Annotated in this window: 19 protein-coding genes; 10 read left to right on the top strand and 9 right to left on the bottom strand. The window is 62.5% G+C overall.

What is annotated here, in order from left to right; translation table 11 throughout:
- Positions 1-11 precede the first annotated feature (11 nt).
- Complete coding sequence (locus tag H147_RS0116720) at positions 12-848, top strand: NAD-dependent epimerase/dehydratase family protein (RefSeq protein ID WP_019956544.1); 837 nt, start codon at positions 12-14, stop codon at positions 846-848.
- 12 nt (positions 849-860) lie between these two features.
- On the opposite strand, the gene H147_RS0116715 is transcribed toward H147_RS0116720, so the two are convergent.
- Entirely contained in the window at positions 861-1,286 is a 426-nt protein-coding gene (locus tag H147_RS0116715; RefSeq protein WP_019956543.1) for a DMT family transporter, read from the bottom strand.
- Entirely contained in the window at positions 1,283-1,750 is a 468-nt protein-coding gene (locus H147_RS0116710) for a DMT family transporter (RefSeq protein ID WP_019956542.1), read from the bottom strand. Before H147_RS0116710 ends, H147_RS0116715 begins: the two co-directional genes overlap by 4 nt.
- 421 nt (positions 1,751-2,171) lie before the next feature.
- Here H147_RS0116710 and rpsD point away from each other — a divergent pair, with 421 nt between their 5' ends.
- From rpsD to ileS, 6 genes are all read left to right on the top strand, one after another.
- Positions 2,172-2,792, top strand: a complete 621-nt coding sequence (gene rpsD / locus H147_RS0116705; protein ID WP_019956541.1) for a 30S ribosomal protein S4 — start codon at positions 2,172-2,174, stop codon at positions 2,790-2,792.
- A gap of 124 nt (positions 2,793-2,916) precedes the next feature.
- Entirely contained in the window at positions 2,917-4,338 is a 1,422-nt protein-coding gene (locus H147_RS0116700) for a homospermidine synthase (protein ID WP_019956540.1), read from the top strand.
- 134 nt (positions 4,339-4,472) lie between these two features.
- A complete protein-coding gene (gene hisC / locus H147_RS0116695) occupies positions 4,473-5,558 on the top strand; it encodes a histidinol-phosphate transaminase (RefSeq protein WP_026352632.1) in 1,086 nt (361 codons plus the stop codon).
- Positions 5,558-6,484, top strand: a complete 927-nt coding sequence (locus tag H147_RS0116690) for a prephenate/arogenate dehydrogenase family protein (protein WP_019956538.1) — start codon at positions 5,558-5,560, stop codon at positions 6,482-6,484. The genes hisC and H147_RS0116690 overlap by 1 nt, the downstream gene beginning before the upstream one ends.
- Complete coding sequence (locus H147_RS0116685; RefSeq protein ID WP_019956537.1) at positions 6,481-7,215, top strand: extensin-like domain-containing protein; 735 nt, start codon at positions 6,481-6,483, stop codon at positions 7,213-7,215. The genes H147_RS0116690 and H147_RS0116685 overlap by 4 nt, the downstream gene beginning before the upstream one ends.
- 231 nt (positions 7,216-7,446) lie before the next feature.
- Positions 7,447-10,437: an isoleucine--tRNA ligase gene (gene ileS, locus H147_RS0116680; RefSeq protein ID WP_019956536.1), complete on the top strand. Its 2,991-nt coding sequence runs from the start codon at positions 7,447-7,449 to the stop codon at positions 10,435-10,437.
- A 79-nt stretch (positions 10,438-10,516) separates the two neighbouring features.
- On the opposite strand, the gene H147_RS0116675 is transcribed toward ileS, so the two are convergent.
- The 4 genes from H147_RS0116675 to fsa form a co-directional block, all read right to left on the bottom strand.
- Positions 10,517-11,212, bottom strand: a complete 696-nt coding sequence (locus H147_RS0116675; protein WP_019956535.1) for a CDP-alcohol phosphatidyltransferase family protein — start codon at positions 11,210-11,212, stop codon at positions 10,517-10,519.
- A 54-nt stretch (positions 11,213-11,266) separates the two neighbouring features.
- Entirely contained in the window at positions 11,267-12,187 is a 921-nt protein-coding gene (locus tag H147_RS0116670) for a tyrosine recombinase XerC (protein ID WP_019956534.1), read from the bottom strand.
- The gene (locus tag H147_RS0116665; RefSeq protein ID WP_019956533.1) at positions 12,187-12,882 is read right to left on the bottom strand and encodes a DUF484 family protein; all 696 of its coding nucleotides are present in this window, start codon (positions 12,880-12,882) and stop codon (positions 12,187-12,189) included. Before H147_RS0116665 ends, H147_RS0116670 begins: the two co-directional genes overlap by 1 nt.
- Positions 12,883-13,026: 144 nt before the next feature.
- Positions 13,027-13,680 carry a fructose-6-phosphate aldolase gene (gene fsa, locus H147_RS0116660; protein ID WP_019956532.1) on the bottom strand — a complete coding sequence of 218 codons (654 nt, stop codon included), beginning with the start codon at positions 13,678-13,680 and terminating at the stop codon, positions 13,027-13,029.
- Positions 13,681-13,764: 84 nt separating this feature from the next.
- On the opposite strand from fsa, the gene H147_RS0116655 reads away from it, so the two are divergent.
- Entirely contained in the window at positions 13,765-15,957 is a 2,193-nt protein-coding gene (locus tag H147_RS0116655) for a primosomal protein N' (protein WP_019956531.1), read from the top strand.
- 36 nt (positions 15,958-15,993) lie between these two features.
- On the opposite strand, the gene H147_RS0116650 is transcribed toward H147_RS0116655, so the two are convergent.
- A complete protein-coding gene (locus H147_RS0116650; RefSeq protein ID WP_019956530.1) occupies positions 15,994-16,596 on the bottom strand; it encodes a thymidine kinase in 603 nt (200 codons plus the stop codon).
- A gap of 116 nt (positions 16,597-16,712) precedes the next feature.
- Between H147_RS0116650 and H147_RS0116645 the strand changes: the two genes are divergently transcribed.
- Complete coding sequence (locus H147_RS0116645) at positions 16,713-17,048, top strand: VOC family protein (protein ID WP_026352630.1); 336 nt, start codon at positions 16,713-16,715, stop codon at positions 17,046-17,048.
- A 6-nt stretch (positions 17,049-17,054) separates the two neighbouring features.
- Here H147_RS0116645 and H147_RS0116640 read toward each other — a convergent pair whose 3' ends face one another.
- Entirely contained in the window at positions 17,055-18,173 is a 1,119-nt protein-coding gene (locus tag H147_RS0116640) for a beta-ketoacyl-ACP synthase III (RefSeq protein WP_019956528.1), read from the bottom strand.
- A 72-nt stretch (positions 18,174-18,245) separates the two neighbouring features.
- Positions 18,246-21,578, bottom strand: coding sequence for a carbamoyl-phosphate synthase large subunit (gene carB / locus H147_RS0116635; RefSeq protein ID WP_019956527.1), 3,333 nt, complete (start codon positions 21,576-21,578; stop codon positions 18,246-18,248).
- A gap of 170 nt (positions 21,579-21,748) precedes the next feature.
- Between carB and H147_RS20410 the strand changes: the two genes are divergently transcribed.
- Entirely contained in the window at positions 21,749-23,032 is a 1,284-nt protein-coding gene (locus H147_RS20410; RefSeq protein ID WP_019956526.1) for a DMP19 family protein, read from the top strand.
- The last annotated feature ends 7 nt before the right edge of the window (positions 23,033-23,039 follow it).

The following is a 23,039-nucleotide window of genomic DNA, read 5'->3' as shown; positions in this document are numbered from 1 at the left end:
AAGGAAGTGCCATGAAGAAACTTGTCTTGACAGGGGCCGCAGGCCGGCTTGGGTCTTACCTGCGCGAACCGCTGACGCGGATGTGCGATGAACTCGTCTCGACCGATATCGTGGCGGAGATCGGCAAGCTTTATGACGGAGAGTCCTATGTGCAGGCCGATCTGGCCGATCTGGCCGCGATGGAGGCAGTGCTGGAAGGCGCTGACATGGTCGTGCATTTCGGTGCCATCGGGGACGAGGCGCCGTGGGACGATATCCTGCAATCCAACATCATCGGGGCTTACAACGTCTGGGAAGCCGCCTATCGCCGCGGTGTGAAACGGGTGGTCTATGCCAGCTCTGTTCATGCCGTGGGGATGCATCTGAAAACCGACACCATCGGGCTGGACGCACCACATAAGCCTGACACCTATTACGGTCTGGCCAAGTGTTTCGCCGAGGATCTTGCAAGCCTCTACTGGGACAAGCGCGGCATTGAATCGGTCTGCATGCGCATCTTTTCCTGCGCGCAGGCCACCAACGCGCGCAGCATCGGCACATGGCTGTCCTATGGCGACCTGATCCATCTGGTGGAACGGTCCATCGACAGCCCTGTCGTGGGGTTCACCAAGGTCTGGGGCATTTCCAACAACGACCGGGCTGTTGTGGACAACAGCAAGGCGGGGCATCTGGGCTATCGGCCCAAGGACAATGCCGAACAATTCGCCAAGGATGTCTTCGCCAAGACACCGCCACTGGATAACAAGGACCTTGCCAATCTTTGCATCGGCGGCCCTTTCGCCACGGTGGAACTGGGCAATTCCGGCGTGGCCGCCCTCGGCGTGGTCAACGACAAGAAAACCACCTGAGGCCCAGCGCGGTCAGTCCTTGGCCGACCGCGCGACCCACATGCCCGCAAGGATCAGGGCGACGCCCACGACCCGCGCCAGCGCATTGCCCGCCGTGCCCATGACGATGTCGATCACGACACCCGAAATCATCTGCCCCGCGATGATCAAAAGCGCCGTCTGCGCCGCCCCGATCCGCGCGATCAGCCATGACCCTGCGGCGATGAACACAACGCCGACTGGCCCGCCGAGATAGGCCCACCACGGCGCATCCTGCGGTGCACCCGCGAACAAGCCGCCGAACACAACAGCCGCCAGCGTGATGAACCCCAGCCCCACGATGTGATTCCAGAACGACGATTCCCATGCCGATGTGGACAGTGCCAACCGTCCGTTGATCTGGCGTGACAGCGACACCAGCACGCCTGCGAGCAAGGCAAGAGCCGCAAAGCCGATCATGTCGCACCGCCGAGGAAGATCAGAACAAGGCTCCCCGCGATGATCAGCGCCAGCGCCAGATAGTCACGCGGTTTCGGCATCCTCTGCGGCAGGCCGAACAGACCGCGGATATCGGCGAAAAGGCTGAACAGCATCTGTCCCGCCAGCCCCAGCGCGATCGTGCCGGAAAGCGCGAGCGCGGTGTTGACCGTGGCCGAGGTCAGCATCACGGTGACGCCGCCGGACACGCCGCCCAGATAGGCCCAGAGCGGCGGGCGCACCATGCTCGCGCGGCGCGGGCGCAGTGCCAGCAGGATGATGATCGCGAGCAACGTGCCTGTCAGATGCGGCACCCATGACGCGAACAGCAGCGATCCGTAAACTGCCAGCGTGCCGTTGAAGAGCACCATCAGCGACAAAAGACCGCCCGCTCCGAAAGCGGCGGCGAAATGCAAAAGACGCGGGGCAGGGGCAAGATCGGCCATGCCGCGATCTATCGACCGATCCGCGGGGGAAGGCAATCGTCCTCTTGGGTGGGACAGCAATCGCAGACTGGCAAGCGGCGGGCTATCCAATGCGCAACGTGCGGGGCCGAAACCCCTTCACGACTGCAACACGGGCCACGCGGCTGCCAGACTGATCAAACAGAAAACTCACTAACAAAAGGCGCTTGGGTCATTGTTGCCGTCCCGTTGCCTATATGGCAGGCAGTTGTGGTGACAATTTGGCAAAACTTTTACATTCCTGCGTTCCCTGACCCGTCAGGGGCCGTTGACACCACGTGATTCCCGTCTATAAGCCGCGACTTCATTGGTGTTGGTGGACCGCGCAAGCGGAACCCTGTCGGCGTGGCAAAATCCGCGTAAAGGACAACGCCCTTCGTAACATACAGAAGGAGATCAGCGCGTGACCAAACGTACCGCTGCCAAGTACAAAATTGACCGCCGGATGGGTGAAAACATCTGGGGCCGCCCGAAATCCCCCGTCAACCGTCGTGAATACGGCCCCGGCCAGCACGGTCAGCGCCGCAAGGGCAAACTGTCCGACTTCGGCACCCAGCTGCGCGCCAAGCAGAAGCTGAAGGGTTACTACGGCGACCTGACCGAAAAGCAGTTCCGCCGCATCTATGCCGAAGCCGAACGCGTCAAGGGCGACACCGGCGAGAACTTGATCGGCCTGCTGGAGCGTCGTCTGGACGCTGTCGTCTACCGCGCCAAGTTCGTGCCGACCGTGTTCGCTGCCCGCCAGTTCGTGAACCACGGCCACGTGACCGTGAACGGCCAGCGCGTGAACATTCCGTCCTACCGCGTGAAAGAAGGCGACGTGATCGAAGTGCGCCAGAAATCCAAGCAGCTGGAAATCGTCCTTGTGGCCGCCCAACTGCCAGAGCGTGACGTGCCCGACTATATGGAAGTCGACCACAACAAGATGGTTGCGACCTTCGTGCGCACCCCGACGCTGGGCGATGTTCCTTATCCCGTGACGATGGAACCGAACCTCGTCGTCGAATTCTACGCCAAGAACTGATCCGGCACTTGTGCTGCGATCGCAAAGCCGCCCTTCGGGGCGGCTTTTTCGTTTTGGACGCGGGCCTGCCAAGGTTTCCTTTTGCGGGATGATCCGTTATCCACGGTCAACTTGAAACAGGGGGATGATGATGGCGCACCCAATCCATGGTCGTATCGACGGTCCGATCGTGATGATCGGCTATGGTTCAATCGGCAAAGGCACGCTTCCGCTGATCCAGCGCCATTTCGACCATGATCCGGCACTGTTGAGCGTGATTGAGCCCAATTCCGCCGCGGCCCCTCTGCTGGCCGAACAGGGGATCACGCATCACCAGCTTGCGCTGACGCAAGACAATTACCGCGAAGTGCTAGGCGAACTCTTTCCCGACGGGCGCGGCTTTTGCGTGAACCTGTCGGTGGATACCTCGTCGCTCGACCTGATGAAATTCTGCCGCGACCTAGGAGTGCTTTACATCGACACCGTGGTCGAACCTTGGGCAGGTTTCTATTTCGACACCACCGACAATGCGCAGCGCACGAATTATGCCTTGCGCCAGAAGGTGCGCGACGAAAAGGCCGCCAACCCCGGTGGCACGACGGCGGTGTCCTGCTGTGGTGCGAACCCCGGCATGGTCAGCTGGTTTGTAAAAGAAGGGCTGATGACCCTGTCGCGCGATCTGGGCCGCGATGATCCCGTGCCCGCAGACCGTTCGGGCTGGGCGCGCCTGATGCAGGACCTTGGCGTCAAGGGCGTGCATATCGCTGAACGCGACACGCAGGCCCGCGCAAAGCCGCGTCCGCGCGATGTGTTCGTCAACACATGGTCGGTCGAGGGTTTCATCGCCGAAGGCTTCCAGCCCGCCGAACTGGGCTGGGGCACGCACGAGACGTGGTTTCCCGACAACGGCCATCGTCACGCGACGGGCTGTCAGGCGGGGATCTGGATCGAACGGCCCGGTGCGATCACCCGCGTGCATACATGGTGCCCGACACCGGGGCCGCAATTCGGCTTTCTGGTCACCCATAACGAGGCGATCAGCATCTCGGATTACTATACCGTCGGCGATCCGGCTGCGCCCGCGTTTCGCCCGACCTGCCATTATGCCTATCACCCCTGCGACGATGCGGTGCTGTCGCTGCACGAGATGTTTGGCGCGGGGCGCCAGCAGGTGGTGCATGAAATCCTCGACGTGGACGAGATTGTCACCGGCATCGACGAATTGGGCGTGCTGATTTACGGGCATGCGAAAAACGCGCTCTGGTTCGGATCGCGCCTGTCGAACGAAGAGACCAAGACGCTTGCCCCCTACCAGAACGCGACGGGGATGCAGGTGACATCCGCCGTGCTGGCGGGGATGGTCTGGGCGCTGGAGAACCCGCAAGCCGGGATCGTCGAGACCGACGAGATGGACCATGTCCGGTGCCTTGACGTGCAGCGCCCCTACCTTGGCGCGGTCGAAGCGCATTATACCGACTGGACGCCTTTGCAGGACCGCTGGGAACATTTCCCCGAGGACATCGACGAAACCGACCCCTGGCAATTCCGCAACGTGCTGGCGACCTGATCCGGGTTTTGGCAAACCCGAAGGCGCTCCGCGCGGGGATATTTTTGCTCGGAAGATGATCGCGCTGTCTTGTCTCTGGTCACGGCGTGGTCGCGCGGGTAGAACGGGCGCGATTTAAAGTGGAAGACCCGATCATGGTAACTGGTATTGAACCGCAACCCGGCATTCTCGATATCGCGCTTTATGTTGGCGGGGCATCGCGGCTTGAAGGGCAGAGCAATGTGCTCAAACTCTCCTCGAATGAGAACCCGCTTGGGCCAAGCCCTGCGGCGATGCAGGCGTTTTCGCGTGCGGGCCATGATTTGCACCGCTATCCCTCGACCGATCATGCCGATCTGCGCGCGGCCATCGCCGATGTCTGGGGCGTCGATGCCGCGCGCGTGGTCTGCGGCGTGGGGTCAGGCGAGATCCTCAAACTGCTGGCCGAAGGCTATGCCGGACCGGGCACCGAGGTCGTGTTCACCGAACACGGCTTTTCGATGTATCCGATCTATGCCCATGCTTGCGGCGCCACGCCCGTCATCGTGCCCGAACGCGACCGCGTGGTCGATGTGGATGCGATCCTTGCCGCCTGCACCGACCGCACGCGGCTGATCTATCTGGCGAACCCTGCCAACCCCACCGGTACGATGATCCCCGAGGCCGAGGTCGCGCGCCTTGCCGCCGGTCTGCCGCCGCAGGCTTTGCTGGTGCTGGACGGCGCCTATGCCGAATATGTCGAGGGCTTCGATGCTGGCCGCGCGTTGGTCGAGGCGCGCGAGAATGTCATCATGACGCGCACCTTTTCCAAGATCTACGGTCTGGGCGGGATGCGCGTGGGCTGGGCTTACGGTCCGCAAACCGTGATCGACGTGCTGAACCGGCTGCGCGGGCCGTTCAACCTGTCCGCCGCCGCCCTTGCCGCCGCAGAAGCCGCGATGCGCGATACCGCCCACACCGAGCGCTGCCGCGTCGAGAACGCCCGCTGGCGCGACTGGCTGGCGGCGGGCCTTGCGGAATTGGGTGTGCCTTCAGATCCCTCCAGCGCCAATTTCATCCTTGCCCGTTTCGGCAGCCCCGCCGAGGCGCAGGCCTGCGATGCCTATCTGCGGTCGCAGGGGATCATCGTGCGGCAGGTGGCGGGCTATGGTTTGCCGCACTGCCTGCGGATCACCGTGGGCGACGAATCGGCCTGTCGCCGGGTCGTGCATGCCGTCGGGCAGTTCAAGGGCTCGCGCTGATGGCGGTGATCTATGACAAGGTCGCGCTGATCGGGCTGGGCCTGATCGCGTCGTCCATGTGCCATGCGATCAGGCGTGCTGGCCTTACGCGCGAGATTGCGGGTTACGCAAGATCCGCTGAAACCCGTGCCATCGCGCGCGAGATCGGGCTGTGCGATCAGGTGTCTGACACGGCGGCCGAGGCTGTGGCAGGGGCCGATCTGGTTGTCCTCTGCGTCCCCGTTGGCGCGATGGAGGATGTCGCGCGCGAGATTGCGCCGCATTTGAAGCCCGGTGCCACGCTCAGCGATGTGGGGTCGGTGAAATCCGCGGTGATTGATGCGGTCGCCCCTTTCGTGCCCGAAGGCGTGCATTTCATTCCCGCGCATCCGCTGGCGGGGACTGAACATTCCGGTCCGCGCTCGGGGTTTGCAGAGCTTTTCGACAACCGTTTCTGCATTCTGGTCCCTGCCGAAGGCACCGATCCCGCCGCTGTCGCGCGACTGGCCGATCTGTGGCGTGGCATGGGCAGCAATGTCGACGAGATGGACGCCGAGCACCATGATCTGGTGCTGGCCGTCACCAGTCACACGCCTCACTTGATCGCCTATACGATGGTCGGTGTCGCCGACGACCTGCGCCGTGTGACCGACAGCGAAGTCATCAAATATTCCGCCGCGGGCTTTCGTGATTTCACGCGGATCGCGGCGTCCGATCCGACGATGTGGCGCGATGTGTTCCTGAACAACAAGGATGCGACCTTGCAGATTCTGGGGCGGTTCACCGAGGAGCTCTTTGCCTTGCAGCGCGCGATCCGGCGTGGCGACGGCGATCATCTGCACGCCTATTTCACGCGCACACGGGCGATCCGCCGGTCGATTATAGACGCGGGGCAGGACACAGATGCCCCCAATTTCGGCCGCAAGCCCGCGGCAAAGCCGGAATGATGCGCGTGCTTGCCATTGGGCTTGCCCTTTGGGCCGGGCCTTTGGCGGCGCAGGAAGATGACGGCGGAACGGCAGCTTCGCCTGCCCTGCGCCCTGTTGCACGGCCCGAGGTTATCGTCCCGCCCGCCGTGGTCCAGCAATCCTTGCGCCCCAAGGCGCGTCCTGCCAGCATCGAAGCCGCCGCCGAGGAACAGCGCGTTGCGCGCCAGCGTGGCCAGATTTGCGGCGATGTCGCTATTCAAGGGTTGGTGCTGGGTACGGTCGACGGTCCGGGTGCCTGTGGTGTCACTGATGCCGTGCGCGTGCGCGCGGTCGCCGGTGTGACGCTGGTGCCGCAGGCAACGATGGATTGTCGCACGGCGACCGCCCTGAAAGATTGGGTGAAGGACGGTGCCACAGCGGCCGTCGGCGATTTTGGGGGTGGCATCTCCAGCCTGCGGATCGCGTCGCATTATGCCTGCCGGAACCGCAACAATGCATCGGGCGGGCGATTGTCCGAACATGCGCTGGGGCGTGCCGTGGACATTGCGGCGATTAATCTGCGCTACGGCTCTGACATCACCGTTCTGCGCGGATGGGACAGTGCGGCACACGGCCCCATCCTGCGCCGGATGTGGCGCGCGGCCTGCGGGCCGTTCGGGACAGTGCTTGGCCCTGACGCGAACCGTTTCCATCTGGATCATTTCCATTTCGACACGGCGCGGTATCGCAGCGGCACCTATTGCCGCTGACCTTTTCCGGCCGGTATGTGGTCTGGGCCATGCGCACCGCTCCGGATGGTGTTATCACGGCTTTACCCTGCGGGACTTGGGTTCTATAAGCTCGGCCATGACACGCATGATGATCCAACGCATTACTTGCCCGGCGGTTTAGGCGTCTGAACCGGCCGGGACCATGGTGCAAGCGATTGCGCACCGCGCCTCATCTTTCCAGAATTCATGATTGCCCAAAGGACGCGACACATGTGCGCCGAGACCACTGATTACAAAGACACGCTGAACCTGCCGCAGACCGATTTCCCGATGCGCGCTGGCCTGCCAAAACGCGAACCCGAATGGCTTGCACGCTGGGCGCAGATCGGTGTCTACGACAAACTCCGCGCCAAGGCGGAAGGGCGCAAGCCGTTTACCCTGCATGACGGCCCGCCTTATGCGAACGGCAACCTGCATATCGGCCACGCGCTGAACAAGATCCTGAAAGATATGGTCGTGCGCAGCCAGCAGATGATGGGCCGCGACGCGCGCTATGTGCCGGGCTGGGATTGCCACGGCCTGCCCATCGAATGGAAAATCGAGGAAAAATACCGCGCCAAGGGGCAGGACAAGGACGCCATCAATGTCGTCGATTTCCGGCAGGAATGCCGGAAGTTCGCCGAAGGCTGGGTCGATATCCAGCGCGAGGAATTCAAGCGCCTTGGCATCACCGGCAATTGGGACGACCCTTATCTGACGATGGCTTTTCACGCCGAACGCGTGATCGCTGAGGAATTCCAGAAATTCCTGATGAACGGAACGCTGTACCAAGGCTCCAAGCCCGTGATGTGGTCGCCCGTGGAAAAGACCGCGCTGGCCGAGGCCGAGGTCGAATACCACGACCGGCAGACCGATGCGATCTGGGTCAAGTTTCCCATCGTCTCCGCCGCTTCGGCTGAGCGCGACAACATGGCGGCGTTGGCCAATGAAGAGGAAACGCCCGAAGCCCGCCACGCGATCATGGCCGCAGGCATGACCCGCGAGGCGCAGCTGTTGGCCGCCAAGGTGGTGATCTGGACGACGACGCCCTGGACGATCCCGCAGAACCGCGCGATCTGTTTCGGGCCGAGCATCGCATATGGCCTTTACGAGGTCACAGGCGTACCTGACGAAAGCTGGGCAAAAGTCGGCGATACCTATCTATTGGCCGATGCGCTGGCCGCCGATGCGCTGGGCGCGGCACGTCTTGACGACACGATGTACCGCCGCATCCGCAGCGTGCAGGTCGACGAATTGGAAGCCTTGGTCTGCGCCCATCCGCTGCGCGGGGCCAAAGGTGGCGCGGGTGAATGGGACTTTAACGTGCCCTTGCTGCCCGGCGAACATGTGACCGACAGCGCCGGCACCGGCTTTGTCCATACCGCGCCCAGCCACGGCGATGACGATTATGCCATCGGGGTCAAACATGGCCTGCCGATGACCTATAACATCCTCGACGACAGTTCCTACCGCCCCGATCTGCCTTTCTTCGGCGGTGAGGCGATCCTGAAACCCAACGGCAAACCCGGTGGGGCCAACAAGGTCGTCATCGACAAGCTCAAAGAGGTCACAGCCCTCATCGCAACCAAGCGCATCACGATTTCCGACGCGCATAGCTGGCGCTCCAAGGCCCCCGTGATCCGCCTGAACCGCCCGCAATGGTTTGCCGCGATCGACAAGGCGGTGGGCGATGGTCTGGACCAATACGGCACCACGATCCGCGAACGCGCGCTGCGGTCCATCGACGAACTGGTCACTTGGACACCCAAGACTGGCCGCAACCGGCTTTATTCCATGATCGAGGCGCGGCCTGATTGGGTGCTGTCGCGCCAACGCGCCTGGGGCGTGCCGCTGACCTGTTTCACAAAGAAGGGTGCGCAACCCAGCGATCCTGATTTCCTGCTGCGCAACGTCGATGTGAACGCCCGCGTGCTGGCGGCGTTCGAGGCCGAAGGCGCTGACGCATGGTACAAGGACGGCGCGAAAGACCGGTTCTTGACGGGCATCGTCGACCCTGACGCCTATGATCAGGTGTTCGACATTCTGGACGTTTGGTTCGACAGCGGTTCGACCCACGCCTTCGTGCTGCGCGACCGCGCCGACGGGTCTACCGACGGCATGGCCGATCTGTATCTCGAAGGCACCGACCAGCATCGCGGCTGGTTCCATTCCTCGATGCTGCAGGCCTGCGGCACGATGGGTCACGCCCCTTATCGTGGGGTGCTGACGCATGGGTTCACGCTGGACCAGAAGGGCATGAAAATGTCCAAATCCATCGGCAACACCATCGCGCCCGAAAAGGTCGTGCAACAATATGGCGCCGATATCCTGCGGCTCTGGGTGGCGCAGTCGGATTATACCGCTGATTTGCGGATCGGGGATGAGATCCTGAAAGGTGTCGCCGACAGCTATCGCCGCCTGCGCAACACGATGCGCTATATGCTGGGGTCGCTGGCCGATTTTTCAGAGGCTGACCGTGTGGCCCCCGCCGACATGCCCGAACTGGAACGCTGGGTACTGCACCGTCTGGCCGAACTCGACGTGACCGTCCGCGACGGTTACGCAGCTTACGATTTCCAGGGTGTGTTCCAAGCGATCTTTACCTTCGCCACGGTGGACCTCTCGGCCTTCTATTTCGACGTGCGCAAGGACGCGCTTTACTGTGACGGCGACACCGCGCGCCGCCGGGCCGCGCGCACCGTGCTCGATATCCTGTTCCACCGGATCACCCGCTGGCTGGCCCCCATGCTGTGCTTCACGATGGAAGAAGTCTGGCTCGAACGCTTCCCCGGCGACGACAGCTCGGTCCATCTGGAAGACTTCGCCGAAACCCCCGCCGACTGGCGCGACGATGCGCTGGCCGCGAAATGGGCCACTGTCCGCCGCGCCCGCCGTGTCGTGACGGGCGCATTGGAGGTGGAACGCACCGCCAAGGTGATCGGCGCCTCGCTCGAGGCGGCACCGACCGTATATGTCAGCGCGGATGTGGCACGGGTGCTGGACACCACCAGCTTTGACGATCTCTGCATCACGTCGGGCATCACCATCAGCACCGATACCGCCCCCGAAGGCGCATTCCGGCTCGACGATGTGGCCGATATCGCCGTGGTCTTTGACCATGCGACAGGCGAGAAATGCGAACGTTGCTGGAAAATCCTGCCCGATGTCGGCACCCATGCCCATCCGGGGGTCTGCGGGCGCTGCAACGACGCCTTGGGCTGAAACGCAAAAGGGCGGCATCAAGTGCCGCCCTTTTCTCATCGTTCGAGTAAATATATCCCCGCCGGAGGCCAAAAAGTTTTCACCCGTCCTTGCCATACATGATCTGCTGCGCGATGCCTGCGAACAGCAGATAGACGGATGTGACGATCAACCCCCAATGGGCCAGCGTCTCGGGGTGGAAATCGACCCAAGCCGCCCAGCCCGCAAAGATCGTCCAGGCCAGCGCCATCGGCAGCGTCACCATCCGCCAGCGTTTCGTGCGCACGGGATGGACGAATTTCAGCGGCACGAACATCCCCACTGCCAGCGAGGATACCAGTACCAGCGAGACCCAGAAATTCGGCTCCAGAGCAAAGATCACCAAGACCAGCATGTTCCAGCAGCCGGGAAAGCCCGAAAAGGAATAATCCTTCGTCTTCATCCGCGTGTCCGCGAAATACAGCGCCGAGGTGAAGGTGATCACGATGATCGCAAGCCATCCCGTCCAACCCGGCAGCAGACCGGATTTGAACAGCGCATAGGCCGGTACGAACACATAGGTCAGATAGTCGATGATAAGGTCCAGCAGAACGCCGTCAAAGACCGGGGCGTTGCGCTTGACCTCGTATCGGCGCGCCAACGGCCCGTCGATCCCGTCGACGAAAAACGCCACGACCAGCCACAGGAACATCAGGTCCCATTTCTGATCCACCGCCGCCAGCATCGCCAGCATCGCGAAAACGGCACCCGAGGCTGTCAGCAGGTGAACAAAAAGGGCCTTGGCGCGTAAAGTCATTGAACCGTCATATCCAATTCTCATCACAGGGCAACGGCAATCTCTGGCTTTGGCTCAGGCTTTGGGATGGGCGCGGTCATAGACAGCCATCAGTTGTGCTGCATCGACCGCCGTATAGGCTTGCGTGGTGGACAGCGACGCATGTCCCAACAGTTCCTGAATACTGCGCAGATCACCGCCCGCCGCCATCAGATGCGTGGCAAAGGAATGGCGCAGGGCGTGGGGCGTTGCCGTCGCGGGCAGGCCCAGTTGCAGGCGCGTCTGTTCCACGACCTTCTGGATTGCGCGCGGGGCAAGCGGGCCACCCCGCACGGCGCGGAACAACGGTGCGTCAGATGCGGTTTCATAAGGGCACAGCCGCAGATAGCGCGCGACAGCCTCGCGTGCGATTTCCAGCACCGGGACGATCCGTTCCTTGCCGCCCTTGCCGGTGATCCGCAGCACCGGGGGCAGCGGTGCATCGCGGCCTTGCAGCGACAGCGCCTCCGATATCCGCAAGCCGCAGCCGTACAGCAGGGTGACGACAGCGGTATCGCGGGCCGCAACCCAAGGGTCGCGCGCCTGCAACCCGATATGGTCGATCATGTCGCTGGCAGCAGGGGCCGTCAGCGGACGAGGCAGCTTGGGCTGGAACTTGGGCGAGCGCGTGGACAAAACGGCTGTAGGCTCGAACCCTTCGCGCGCGGCGAGCCAGCGATAGAACGACTTGACCGCCGACAGCGACCGCGCGAGCGAGCGTGCCGCCACACCGCGCCCGCGTTCATGGGCCATCCAGGCGCGCATGTCCGCCAACGTGACGCGCGCAAGCGGCGCAAGCCCCTGCGCATCGCCGTTGTGCTGCGTCAGGAACGCCATGAAGCCCAGCACATCGGCCCTATACGCCTTGAGCGTGTTGGCGGCGACACCGGCCAGCGCGCGTTCGTGATCGAGCCAGCGATCCAGCATGGCCGTCAGCGCGGGCGAGATGAACGCCATCAGGCCAGCCAGCGGCGCAGCACACGTTCCAGAACGCCGGTAAAGAACGCCAGCAGGTCGGTGCCTTGCTGTTGGCTGAACTGCGCGGGGTTTTCGCTGCCCATGACCAGCATCGCGGGGCGGCGCCCTGCGCCAAGGTCGAGTTTCAGGCAGGCCTCGGATTGGATGAACGGTGCCCGGTCGCCGTAAAGGCTGGCACCGACGTTCTGGAACTTGCGCAAGGTGACCTGCCGGGCAGGCATGTTCCGACCAAGGGTGATGTAATCTTCGACGAAACCCGCAGCGACGACGACGATGGCAGGGTCCATTTCAGGATGGTCCGCGGGCGCATCCGCCTCAAGCGCGAGCCGGATCGCATCGACGCGCAATGTATCGGCGACATCGCCGGTCAGGTCCTGCAGAAAGCTTGCGAATGTATCGGCATCCATCATCCGCAGGATTGCGCGATGCACCTGATTGGTGCCCGCCAGATTGTCATAGGCGGCGGCGATGACATTGCGGTGCGTGTCTTCCAGCCGGTCGAAACGCGCCTCCAGCCGTTCCATCGCGATGGCGCGCAGATCGACGATATTGCCGCCGCGCGCATCGTCATTGGCGCCGACCAATGCGCGCATCACGTCATGGTCGTCCAAAAGGAAATCGGGATTCGCAATGATCTTCGCGCGAAGATCATCCGCCAGTGAGGTGTTGGTCATGGGACTGCTCTGCTTTTGTTTTGACACAAACTAGCAGGTCCGCCGACGGGATGCCGCAACTTTTTTTGGCACGGCGCCATGGCGTGGCGTTTTTGCCAAAGGCGGCAGGTAAGGTGGGGCCGGACCCACCTTACGCCTTTTGCATCAGAGGATCTTGATACCGGCCTTTTCCACATCAGCCATAAAGCCCGCCAGACCCTTGTCCGTCAGGATATGGTTCGCCATCGCCTTGATGACGGCAGGTGGTGCGGTGGCCACATCGGCCCCGATCTTGGCGCAATCGGACATGTGGTTGGCGGTGCGGATCGACGCGGCAAGGATCTGCGTCTTGAAGCCGTAATTGTCATAGATCGTGCGGATATCCTCGATCAGTTCCAGACCGTCGAGGTTGATGTCATCAAGCCGCCCGATGAAGGGGCTGATGAATGTCGCCCCCGCCTTGGCCGCCAGCAGCGCCTGATTGGCCGAAAAGCACAGGGTCACGTTGACCATGATGCCGTCGTCCGACAGCGTCTTGCAGGTCTTGAGACCCGCCCAAGTCAGCGGCACCTTGACGGCGATGTTGTCGGCGATTTTGGCCAGCTTGCGGCCTTCGGCCAGCATGGTTTCGGCATCGAGCGCCACGACTTCGGCGGACACCGGACCTTTGACGAGATCGCAGATTTCCTTGGTGACTTCGAGAATGTCGCGCCCCGATTTCGCGATCAGCGACGGGTTCGTGGTGACCCCGTCCACCATGCCGAGGTCGTGCAGTTCCCTGATCTGGTCAAGTTCGGCCGTGTCGACGAAAAACTTCATAACTTCCCTCCGGGGATGGGTTGGTGTTTGTTGGTCCAGCGTTTACCTGAGGACGCAGGCAGCGTGAACCCTCAAAAGGCGGTTATGATCCCAAGCTATTTCCCCCAAGGCGATCTGGTCGGCGTGCTGACGACCCAGCCGCTTGACCGGCTGCTTGACTACAGGGCCCCCGAAGGCGGCTGCCATCTGGGTGCCTTTGTCGAGGTGCCGCTTGGGCCGCGCAAGGTGCTGGGCGTCGTCTGGGGGCCGGGGCAGGGGGATTACGACCTTGCGAAAATCCGGTCGGTGATCCGCGTGCTCGACCTCGCACCCATGCGCGATGAAATGCGCGATTTTCTGACCCGTGCCGCCGATTACACGCTGACACCGATGCCCGCGATGCTGCGCCTTGGCACCCGCGCGCCGGGGTTGGGCGATGCGCCTTCCATGCGCAAGGTCTACCGCCTTGGCCCCCGCGACCCCGACCGCAGGACCGGCGCCCGCGACAAGGTGCTGGCCGTGCTGCGCGACTATGGCGGGCTGGCCTTTACCCTTGGCGAATTGGCCGAGGCCGCGGATGTCGGGTCCTCGGTGGTCAAGGGGCTGGTGGCCCAAGGTGCGGTTCTGGAAGAAGACGCGCCGCGCGACACGCCATACCCGCGGCTTGACCCAGACCACGGTGGCAAGACGCTGAACCCCGATCAGGCGGCAGGGGCCGCGGCGCTGCGCGCGGCTTTGCGCAAGGATTGCTATGGCACGACCCTGCTGAAAGGTGTCACGGGATCGGGCAAGACCGAGGTGTACCTCGAGGCCGTCGCCGAAGCCCTGCGTATGGGCAAACAGGCGTTGGTGCTGCTGCCCGAAATCGCACTTTCCGGCGAATTCATCGAACGGGTCGAGGCGCGTTTTGGGATGCGCCCCGCCGAATGGCATTCGGGCGTGACCATGACCGAACGCCGCCGCTGCTGGCGGATGGTCGGGCAGGGCGATGCGCAGCTGGTCGTGGGCGCACGGTCTGCGCTGTTCCTGCCGTTCCAGAGCCTTGGCCTGATCGTCGTCGATGAAGAACACGACACGTCCTACAAACAAGAGGACGGCGTGCTCTATAACGCCCGCGATATGGCGGTGCTGCGGGCCGCACTTTGCGGGGCGCATGTGGTGCTGGCTTCGGCCACGCCCAGTCTGGAAAGCTGGGCCAATGCGCAGGCGGGCAAATACGTGCGGCTGGACCTGACCGCGCGGTTTGGCGCGGCGGTCATGCCGGACATGGCCGCCATCGACATGCGGGTCGAGGATTTGCCGCATGGACGGTGGGTGTCACCTACCCTGCGCGACGCCATCGCCGACAGGTTGGAAAAAGGCGAACAATCGCTGATCTTTCTGAACCGGCGCGGCTATGCGCCGGTCACGCTGTGTCGGGCCTGCGGGCACCAGATCGGCTGCGACCATTGCGATGCGCGGATGGTGGAACATCGGTTTCAGAAACGGCTGATGTGCCACCAATGCGGTGAAACCAAACCGATCCCCGTGATCTGCCCGTCCTGCGGGGCTGCCGACAAACTCGCCGCTGTCGGCCCCGGCGTGGAACGCATGGGCGAGGAAGTCGCGGCGCTGTTCCCCGAGGCCCGTATCGCCGTGCTGTCATCGGACCTTTACGGCTCTGCCCGCGCGATGAAGGCCCATATCGCCGAAATCGCTGCGGGTGGCACCGATATCATCATCGGCACGCAGCTGGTTGCGAAAGGGCATAACTTTCCGCTGTTGACGCTGGTCGGCGTGATCGACGCCGATCTGGGCCTGCAAGGGTCCGACCTGCGTGCGGCTGAACGGACCTTCCAACTGATGCGGCAGGTCGCAGGCCGTGCGGGGCGGGCGGAAACGCCCGGTGTCGCCCTGTTGCAGACCTACCAGCCCGACCACCCCGTGATCCGCGCGATCCTGAACGGGGACGAGGAGAGCTTTTGGTCAGCCGAGGCGACTGAGCGCCGCGCGGCTGGCGTGCCACCCTACGGGCGGATGGCGGGTATTATCCTCAGCGGGCCGGACCTGAAAGCGGTGTTTGATCTCGGCAACGACATGGCCCGCCGCGACGCACCTCTGCGCCAGATTGGCGCGCAGGTGTTCGGCCCCGCCCCCGCCCCCATCGCCCGCGTGCGCGGGAAACACCGCGTGCGCCTGCTGGTCAAGGCCGACAAATCCGCGCCTTTGCAAACAGCACTCGCGCAATGGGTCGCGCAATTCAGGTTGCCCGCGAACCTGCGCCTTGCAATCGATATCGACCCGCAAAGCTTTTATTGACCTCATCTTCCGAGCCCAAATATCCCCGCCGGAGGCCTAAAAGTTTTCCTTCTCGGGCACGTCCTCGCCCATTTCCTGCCGCCAATGACGGCGACACAGCGACACATAGCGGTCATTGCCGCCGATCACGATCTGGTCGCCGGTGCTCAAGACACGACCATCGGCATCTTTGCGCACGACCATCGTCGCCTTCTTGCCGCAATGGCAGATCGTGCGGACCTCGCGCATCTCATCCGCCAGCGCCAGCAGCGCGGCAGACCCTGGAAACAACGCCCCCAGAAAATCGACGCGCAAGCCAAAGGTCATGATCGGCACGCCCAGATCATCGACCGCGCGCGCCAGTTGCCAGACCTGTGCGGGGTCCAGAAACTGCGCCTCGTCGATGAACACGCAGGCGCAGGGGCCAGCCTCCAGCCGCGCCTTTATCTTGGCGAAAAGGTCCTCGCCTGGGGCGAAAGTATCGGCATCCGCACCGATCCCGATCCGGCTGCCGATCCGGCCATGGCCTGCGCGGTTATCGAGCTGTGCGATCATCAGATAGGTCTGCATGCCGCGTTCGATATAATTGTGCGACGCCTGCAAAAGCACGGTCGATTTGCCCGCGTTCATGGTGGAATAGTTGAAATAGAGCTTTGCCATTCCGCTGATTTGCCCGCTGGCCGCCGCATTGGCAAGACCCTGTGTCCTGCCGTTTGATTGTTGACATGTCAGAACGTATCGCGAACATTGGGTGGGCAGAGAAGGTGGATGATACCATGACTCAGAGCTTGCAGATCGATTACGTTGAATTCTACAGCGACACGCTGGAGGCGACGCAGGCATTCTTTGCCACGGCCTTTGGCTGGGATTTTGTCGATTACGGTCCGGATTACCGCGACATTCAGGGGGCGGGCATCGGTGGCGGGCTTGAACGGGCCGCCGCGCAGCCCCCGCTTGTCGTGCTGCACGCTGACGATTTGCAGGCCGCCTATGACCGGATCAGCGCCGCAGGTGCAGAAATCACCAAAGAGATTTTCGATTTCCCCGGCGGGCGACGGTTCGAATTCCGCGAACCTGGTGGCACGGCGATGGCGGTCTGGACAAAGGCCTGACCCCGCTCAGGCCCGTTCAACGATCACCGACCCGACCGAATAGCCCGCGCCGAAGGAACAGATCAGCCCCTTGTCGCCAGGCACCAGATCGGCGGAATTTTTGGCAAAGGCGATGATCGACCCGGCGGATGACGTATTGGCATAATCCTGCAGGATGTTGGGCTGTTCGTCCGGCGCAGGCACGCGCCCCAGCACCTTGCGTCCAATGTAATCGTTCATTGTCTTGTTGGCCTGGTGCAGCCAGAGCCTGCGCAGGCTGTCGGCGCTGACGCCTTCCGCTTCCAGATGGTCGGCGATGTGCTGGCTGACCAAAGGCAGCACCTCTTTGAAGACCTTGCGCCCGTTCTGCATGAACTGCATGTCGCGGCGGTCCTCCATCGCGTCATGGGTGCGGCGCAGAAAGCCGTTGTTGTTGCGGATGTTGTTGCTGAACTGGGTGGCACAACGGGTGGACAGGACCTTGAAGCGTGGCTTGTCCAGCCCCTCGTCGCGTTCCAGCAGGGTCGCCGTCGCCACATCGCCGAAAATGAAATGGCAATCGCGGTCGCGCCATTCCAGATGGGCGCTGCAAATCTCGGGGTTCACGACCAGCGCGCGTCGGATCGACCCCGCACGGATCATGTCGGCGGCTGTCTGGATGCCGAAAGTGGCACTCGAACAGGCGACGTTCATGTCGAAAGCAAAGCCCCCCGCACCCAGAAGCTGCTGGATTTCCACGGCAATCGCCGGATAGGCGCGTTCCATGTTGGACGCGGCACAGATCACCAGATCGACATCCGCAGCATCCACGCCCGCTGCCGCCAGCGCCTTTTGCGCGGCATCAAGGCCGATTTCCGCCATGTAGCCGGGCGCGTCATCGGGGCGCTGCGGCAGGCGCGGGAACATGCGCGCAGGGTCCATCACGCCGGATTTATCCAACACATAGCGCTGTTCGATGCCAGAGGCGGCAAGGATGAACTCGGCCGAGGAATGCGGCTTGGCCTCGACCGCGCCCGCGCCGATGGCGTCGGCGTTCTGCGCGTTCCACAGGTCCGCATGGGCGTTGAAGGCCGCGACCAGTTCGTCATTGGTGATGACCTGGGACGGGGTGAACACGCCCGTCCCGGTGATGGCTGCCTTGTGCATGTCCGCTCCCGTAAATCGTGCGCTACCCTAGGGCAGCGGTGGCCGGATTGTCCATCGGGACGCGGCGTCCGGTCAGCCCTGCAACGCGCGCACGCCGATGTCGCCCTCTTCACGCGCCTGCATGGCAAGCACGGCGGCATGGCTGGCGGCGGCGGTGGTGAAATAGGGGATCTTGTCATAGAGCGCCACGGCGCGGATGTCGCGGCTGTCCTCGACGGCCTGCGCGCCTTCGGTGGTGTTGAACACCAGCGCGATATGGCCATCCTTGAGGCGGTCGACGATGGTCAGCCCGCCCTCATAGACCTTGTTGACGATTTCGCAATCAATCTGGTGTTCAGTCAGCCATGCGGCGGTGCCGCGCGTCGCCACGATCTGAAACCCGAGCGAGAGGAGGATTTTACCCGCTTCGACCATATCCGCCGTTTTGTCTTCATCGCGGATCGAAATGAATACGGTGCCTTCGGTGGGCAGGTTGGTGCCCGCGCCCATCTGCGCCTTGAGGAAGGCCCGGGGGAAGGACCTGTCCCAGCCCATCACCTCACCTGTCGACCGCATTTCGGGGCCAAGGATCGTATCCACACCGGGGAAACGGGCGAAGGGCAGCACGGCCTCTTTGACCGAGAACCAGGGCGTGTTGGGGTCCGCCAGCGTGAATGCATCGCCCAAAGGCAGCACGTCCATCGGGTTTTCCGTGACCGGATAGGGTGCGCGCAGTGGGAAGTTGGACAAAGGCTCACCCGCCATCAGCCTAGCTGCGATAGAGGCGATAGCTGAATCAGTCGCTTTGGCGACAAAAGGCACGGTGCGCGATGCGCGGGGGTTCACCTCGATCAGGTAAACCTCTTCGTTTTTCACCGCGAACTGGATGTTCATCAGGCCGACGACATTCAGCGCCTTGGCCAGTTTTTCGGTCTGCACGCGGATTTCCGCGATCATCGCGGGCGACAGCGAATAGGGCGGCAGCGAACAGGCGCTGTCACCGGAATGCACGCCCGCCTCTTCGATATGCTGCATGATGCCTGCGACATGTGTGGCAGTGCCGTCGGACAGGCAATCCACGTCCACCTCGACCGCGCCCGACAGATAGCTGTCAAGCAACACGGGGCTGTCGCCGGACACGACCACCGCGTCAGAGATATAGCGTTCCAGCTGCGCCTGATCGCGCACGATTTCCATCGCGCGCCCCCCCAGCACATAGGACGGGCGGATCACGAGGGGGAAACCGATGGTCTTGGCGATTTCGAAGGCTTCGGCGTCGGAATGGGCGATGCCGTTGACGGGCTGTTTCAGCCCCAGTTTCTGCACCAGTTGCTGGAACCGTTCACGGTCCTCGGCCAGATCGATGGCGTCGGGCGTGGTGCCAAGGATCGGGATACCCGCGTCATGCAGCGCATTGGCAAGTTTCAGCGGCGTCTGGCCGCCGAATTGCACGATGACACCGTGCAGCACCCCGTTTTCCTGTTCGACCCGCAGGATTTCCATCACATGCTCGAACGTCAGCGGTTCGAAATAGAGCCGGTCAGATGTATCGTAATCGGTCGACACGGTTTCGGGGTTGCAGTTGATCATGATGGTCTCATAGCCCTGATCGGTCAGGGCATAGCAGGCATGACAGCAGCAATAATCGAATTCGATCCCTTGGCCGATCCGGTTCGGACCACCACCAAGAATGACGACTTTCTTGCGGTTCGACGGGCGCGCCTCGCATTCGACATCGCCCATGACGGGGCTTTCGTAGGTCGAATACATATACGGCGTCTGCGCCTCGAATTCCGCGCCGCAGGTGTCGATCCGTTTGAACACGGCCGTCACGCCAAGGTTGTGGCGCGCGCGGCGGACGTTATCTTCGGTCCGGCCGGTCAGCTTGGCCAGACGGGCATCGGTGAAGCCCATCATCTTGATGCGGCGCAGGCCGGTTTCGGTTATGGGCAGGCCGTTTTTGCGGATCTCGGCCTCGGCGTCGATAATCTCGCGGATGCGGGCAAGGAACCACGGATCGAATTTGGTGACTGCGTTGATGTCGTCGTCCGACATGCCATAGCGCATGGCTTGGGCGATCACGCGGATACGGTCGGGGGTCTGTTGCGCCAGCGCCTTGGTGATGGCGGCAGCATCGGGCGCGCCGGCGATGGCGATTTCGTCAAAACCGGTCAGGCCGGTTTCCAAGGATGCCAGCGCCTTCTGCATCGATTCGTGGAAGGTGCGGCCGATCGCCATCGCCTCGCCCACGGATTTCATCGCAGTGGTCAGGTGCGGTTCGGAGCCTGCGAATTTCTCGAAGGCGAAGCGCGGGATTTTCGTGACGACATAGTCGATGGTCGGCTCGAAGGATGCGGGCGTGACGCCGGTGATGTCGTTGTCGAGCTCATCCAGCGTATAGCCCACCGCCAGTTTCGCCGCGATCTTGGCAATCGGGAAACCGGTGGCTTTGGAGGCGAGTGCGGACGAACGCGACACGCGCGGGTTCATTTCGATCACGACCATGCGTCCGTCGGCGGGGTTGATCGCCCATTGCACGTTCGACCCGCCGGTTTCGACCCCGATCTCGCGCAGCACGGCGATGCTGCCGTTGCGCATGATCTGGTATTCCTTGTCGGTCAGCGTCAGGGCAGGGGCGACGGTGATGCTGTCGCCGGTATGCACGCCCATCGGATCGACGTTTTCAATCGCGCAGACGATGATGGCGTTGTCGGCCTTGTCGCGCACGACCTCCATCTCGAATTCTTTCCAGCCCAGCAGGGATTCATCGACCAGAATCTGCCCGACGGGGGACGCTTCCATGCCCGTGCGGCAATAATATTCATATTGTTCGCGGTTGTAGGCGACACCGCCGCCCGTCCCGCCAAGGGTAAAGGCAGGGCGGATGATCGCGGGCAGGCCCACATATTCGATGGCGTCGATGGCCAGTTGCAGGCCCGCCTTGATATCACGCTTGCCATTCGCTCCCTTGGGCGCGGTGATGATCGTGGCCTTGGGGTTTTCGATCCCCAGACGGTCCATCGCCTCGCGGAAGAGTTTGCGGTCTTCGGCCATCTCGATGGCTTCGCGTTTCGCGCCGATCATCTCGACCCCGAATTTTTCCAGCACGCCCATGTCTGCCAGCGCCAGCGCGGTGTTCAGCCCCGTCTGCCCGCCCATCGTGGGCAGCAGCGCGTCGGGCCGTTCCTTTTCGATGATCTTGGCCACGATTTCGGGGGTGATGGGTTCGATATAGGTGGCGTCGGCCAGCCCCGGATCGGTCATGATCGTCGCGGGGTTCGAGTTGACGAGGATCACCCGATATCCTTCCTCGCGCAGCGCCTTGCAGGCTTGCGCGCCGGAATAGTCGAATTCGCAGGCTTGCCCGATGATGATGGGTCCCGCGCCGATGATCATGATCGACTTGATGTCGGTGCGTTTTGGCATCACGGGCCCCTTGTGAACATGCAAATTGTTCCGCGTTATAGGCATTGAATTGGGGGGTGCAAGGGGTTTGCCGGAACGGATTTTCCTGAATGGCCGGATTGCTGCGAAAGAAGCGGCATGCCAGAAAAAAACCGGCAAGGTAACGGCGTGAACGGAAAAGGGGATTGGCGATGTTTGGTTGGTTTCGGAAATCAAAGCCCGCGACGCAGCAAAAGATCACCAAGGCGGCAGTAGCGCCCGCCTCGGTCCTGCAAAAGGTTGTGGTGCGGCGGTCGGCCTTTGACAGGTCCGAACAGGAAAGCTGGTATCTCGTGTCCGCTGTCATCGACTTCGTGAATGCGATGAACAACATCGGTAAATATCGTGGGAACGAGGTGCCGGTTCAGGCGATCCGGTCCTATCACGCGGATTATTACCTCGCGCAGGTCAATAATGGCGGGCACAGCCAGTTCATCCATAATTGCGGCAAAAACTATGACAGCACCACGACCAATGCGCGCGCCGGGCTGGCCGGGATGGGGGCTGTGGCGCATCTGGGATTGCTGGACAAGATGATGGATTGGGTCGCCCAGAACCCGGATCAGGCGCTAGGTCAGACCGGTTTCGGAGGGGGACGTGCGGCTTTTCTGGATGAATTGGACACAGCGTTCTATGCCGCAGAAAAGACCGTGCCGATGGCGGATCTGAACGCTGCATGGATCCGCGGTTGGCCGGATTTGCATGTGGTCGCCGATGATACCTATGATGCAGAGATCGATGCACTGGCCCGGCTGAACCCCAAGCGGGCCGTGCGTGACGAGGCGCGGATCATCGCCGAGCTTGCAGCCCGGATGTCGGACCCGATGCGCGTTGCGATGGCGTTGGGTCTGGCGCGTTCCGCGAGCGGCACCCTGCTGACGCAATTGGGCGGAGGCAGCTATATGCAAGTCGATGGCGCGAGCAAAATGGTGTTCACGGTCGGTACGGTGGACGGTCCGCATTTCGTGGTGCCCGATGATGACGGCGTTGCGATATACAAGCGCATGATGACAGAGGGTGACCAGATGCCGGGCTGGGCTGAGCGCGACAAATTCACTGAAGCCCTGCGCAGTGGAACGGCTGGCAAGTTCGCGACACCCTATGTCGGCGCGAAACTGGCCGACGCGCGGTTTGCCGAGGCGCAGGAAATCGCAACGATCGCGGCGGATACACAGGCGGCGGTCGCTTTGTATCATTTGCTGTGGAATGCCTTTGGTATCGTCAACGTTGACGCCATGGCCCCACGTCCGACCGACATTTCACTGGCGGATCGCCAAATCTGCTGGGTTCTGGTCACAAATGGCGCGCTCTATCTTGCGATGTTCACGCCGGGCGGTGCCGCTTTGCTTGACGTGTCGGGCGAGAGCAAGGTCATCGAACGTGCAGGAATGGACGAAATCAAGGCCCGGATCGCGCGGCTGTCAGACGAATTGTGATCTGCGG

The sequence above is a fragment of the Yoonia vestfoldensis DSM 16212 genome (genome assembly GCF_000382265.1).
Classification (GTDB): domain Bacteria; phylum Pseudomonadota; class Alphaproteobacteria; order Rhodobacterales; family Rhodobacteraceae; genus Yoonia; species Yoonia vestfoldensis.
Note: the sequence above shows the minus strand (reverse complement) of the source record. Positions and strands in the feature narration are given on the sequence as shown.

Coding starts and splice junctions, on each gene's coding strand:
- H147_RS0116720 (WP_019956544.1), top strand. CDS start 12: ATGAAGAAACTTGTCTTGACAGGGGCCGCAGGCCGGCTTGGGTCTTAC.
- H147_RS0116715 (WP_019956543.1), bottom strand. CDS start 1,286: ATGATCGGCTTTGCGGCTCTTGCCTTGCTCGCAGGCGTGCTGGTGTCG.
- H147_RS0116710 (WP_019956542.1), bottom strand. CDS start 1,750: ATGGCCGATCTTGCCCCTGCCCCGCGTCTTTTGCATTTCGCCGCCGCT.
- H147_RS0116700 (WP_019956540.1), top strand. CDS start 2,917: ATGATGATGGCGCACCCAATCCATGGTCGTATCGACGGTCCGATCGTG.
- hisC (WP_026352632.1), top strand. CDS start 4,473: ATGGTAACTGGTATTGAACCGCAACCCGGCATTCTCGATATCGCGCTT.
- H147_RS0116690 (WP_019956538.1), top strand. CDS start 5,558: ATGGCGGTGATCTATGACAAGGTCGCGCTGATCGGGCTGGGCCTGATC.
- H147_RS0116685 (WP_019956537.1), top strand. CDS start 6,481: ATGATGCGCGTGCTTGCCATTGGGCTTGCCCTTTGGGCCGGGCCTTTG.
- ileS (WP_019956536.1), top strand. CDS start 7,447: ATGTGCGCCGAGACCACTGATTACAAAGACACGCTGAACCTGCCGCAG.
- H147_RS0116675 (WP_019956535.1), bottom strand. CDS start 11,212: ATGACTTTACGCGCCAAGGCCCTTTTTGTTCACCTGCTGACAGCCTCG.
- H147_RS0116670 (WP_019956534.1), bottom strand. CDS start 12,187: ATGGCGTTCATCTCGCCCGCGCTGACGGCCATGCTGGATCGCTGGCTC.
- H147_RS0116665 (WP_019956533.1), bottom strand. CDS start 12,882: ATGACCAACACCTCACTGGCGGATGATCTTCGCGCGAAGATCATTGCG.
- fsa (WP_019956532.1), bottom strand. CDS start 13,680: ATGAAGTTTTTCGTCGACACGGCCGAACTTGACCAGATCAGGGAACTG.
- H147_RS0116655 (WP_019956531.1), top strand. CDS start 13,765: ATGATCCCAAGCTATTTCCCCCAAGGCGATCTGGTCGGCGTGCTGACG.
- H147_RS0116650 (WP_019956530.1), bottom strand. CDS start 16,596: ATGGCAAAGCTCTATTTCAACTATTCCACCATGAACGCGGGCAAATCG.
- H147_RS0116645 (WP_026352630.1), top strand. CDS start 16,713: ATGACTCAGAGCTTGCAGATCGATTACGTTGAATTCTACAGCGACACG.
- H147_RS0116640 (WP_019956528.1), bottom strand. CDS start 18,173: ATGCACAAGGCAGCCATCACCGGGACGGGCGTGTTCACCCCGTCCCAG.
- carB (WP_019956527.1), bottom strand. CDS start 21,578: ATGCCAAAACGCACCGACATCAAGTCGATCATGATCATCGGCGCGGGA.
- H147_RS20410 (WP_019956526.1), top strand. CDS start 21,749: ATGTTTGGTTGGTTTCGGAAATCAAAGCCCGCGACGCAGCAAAAGATC.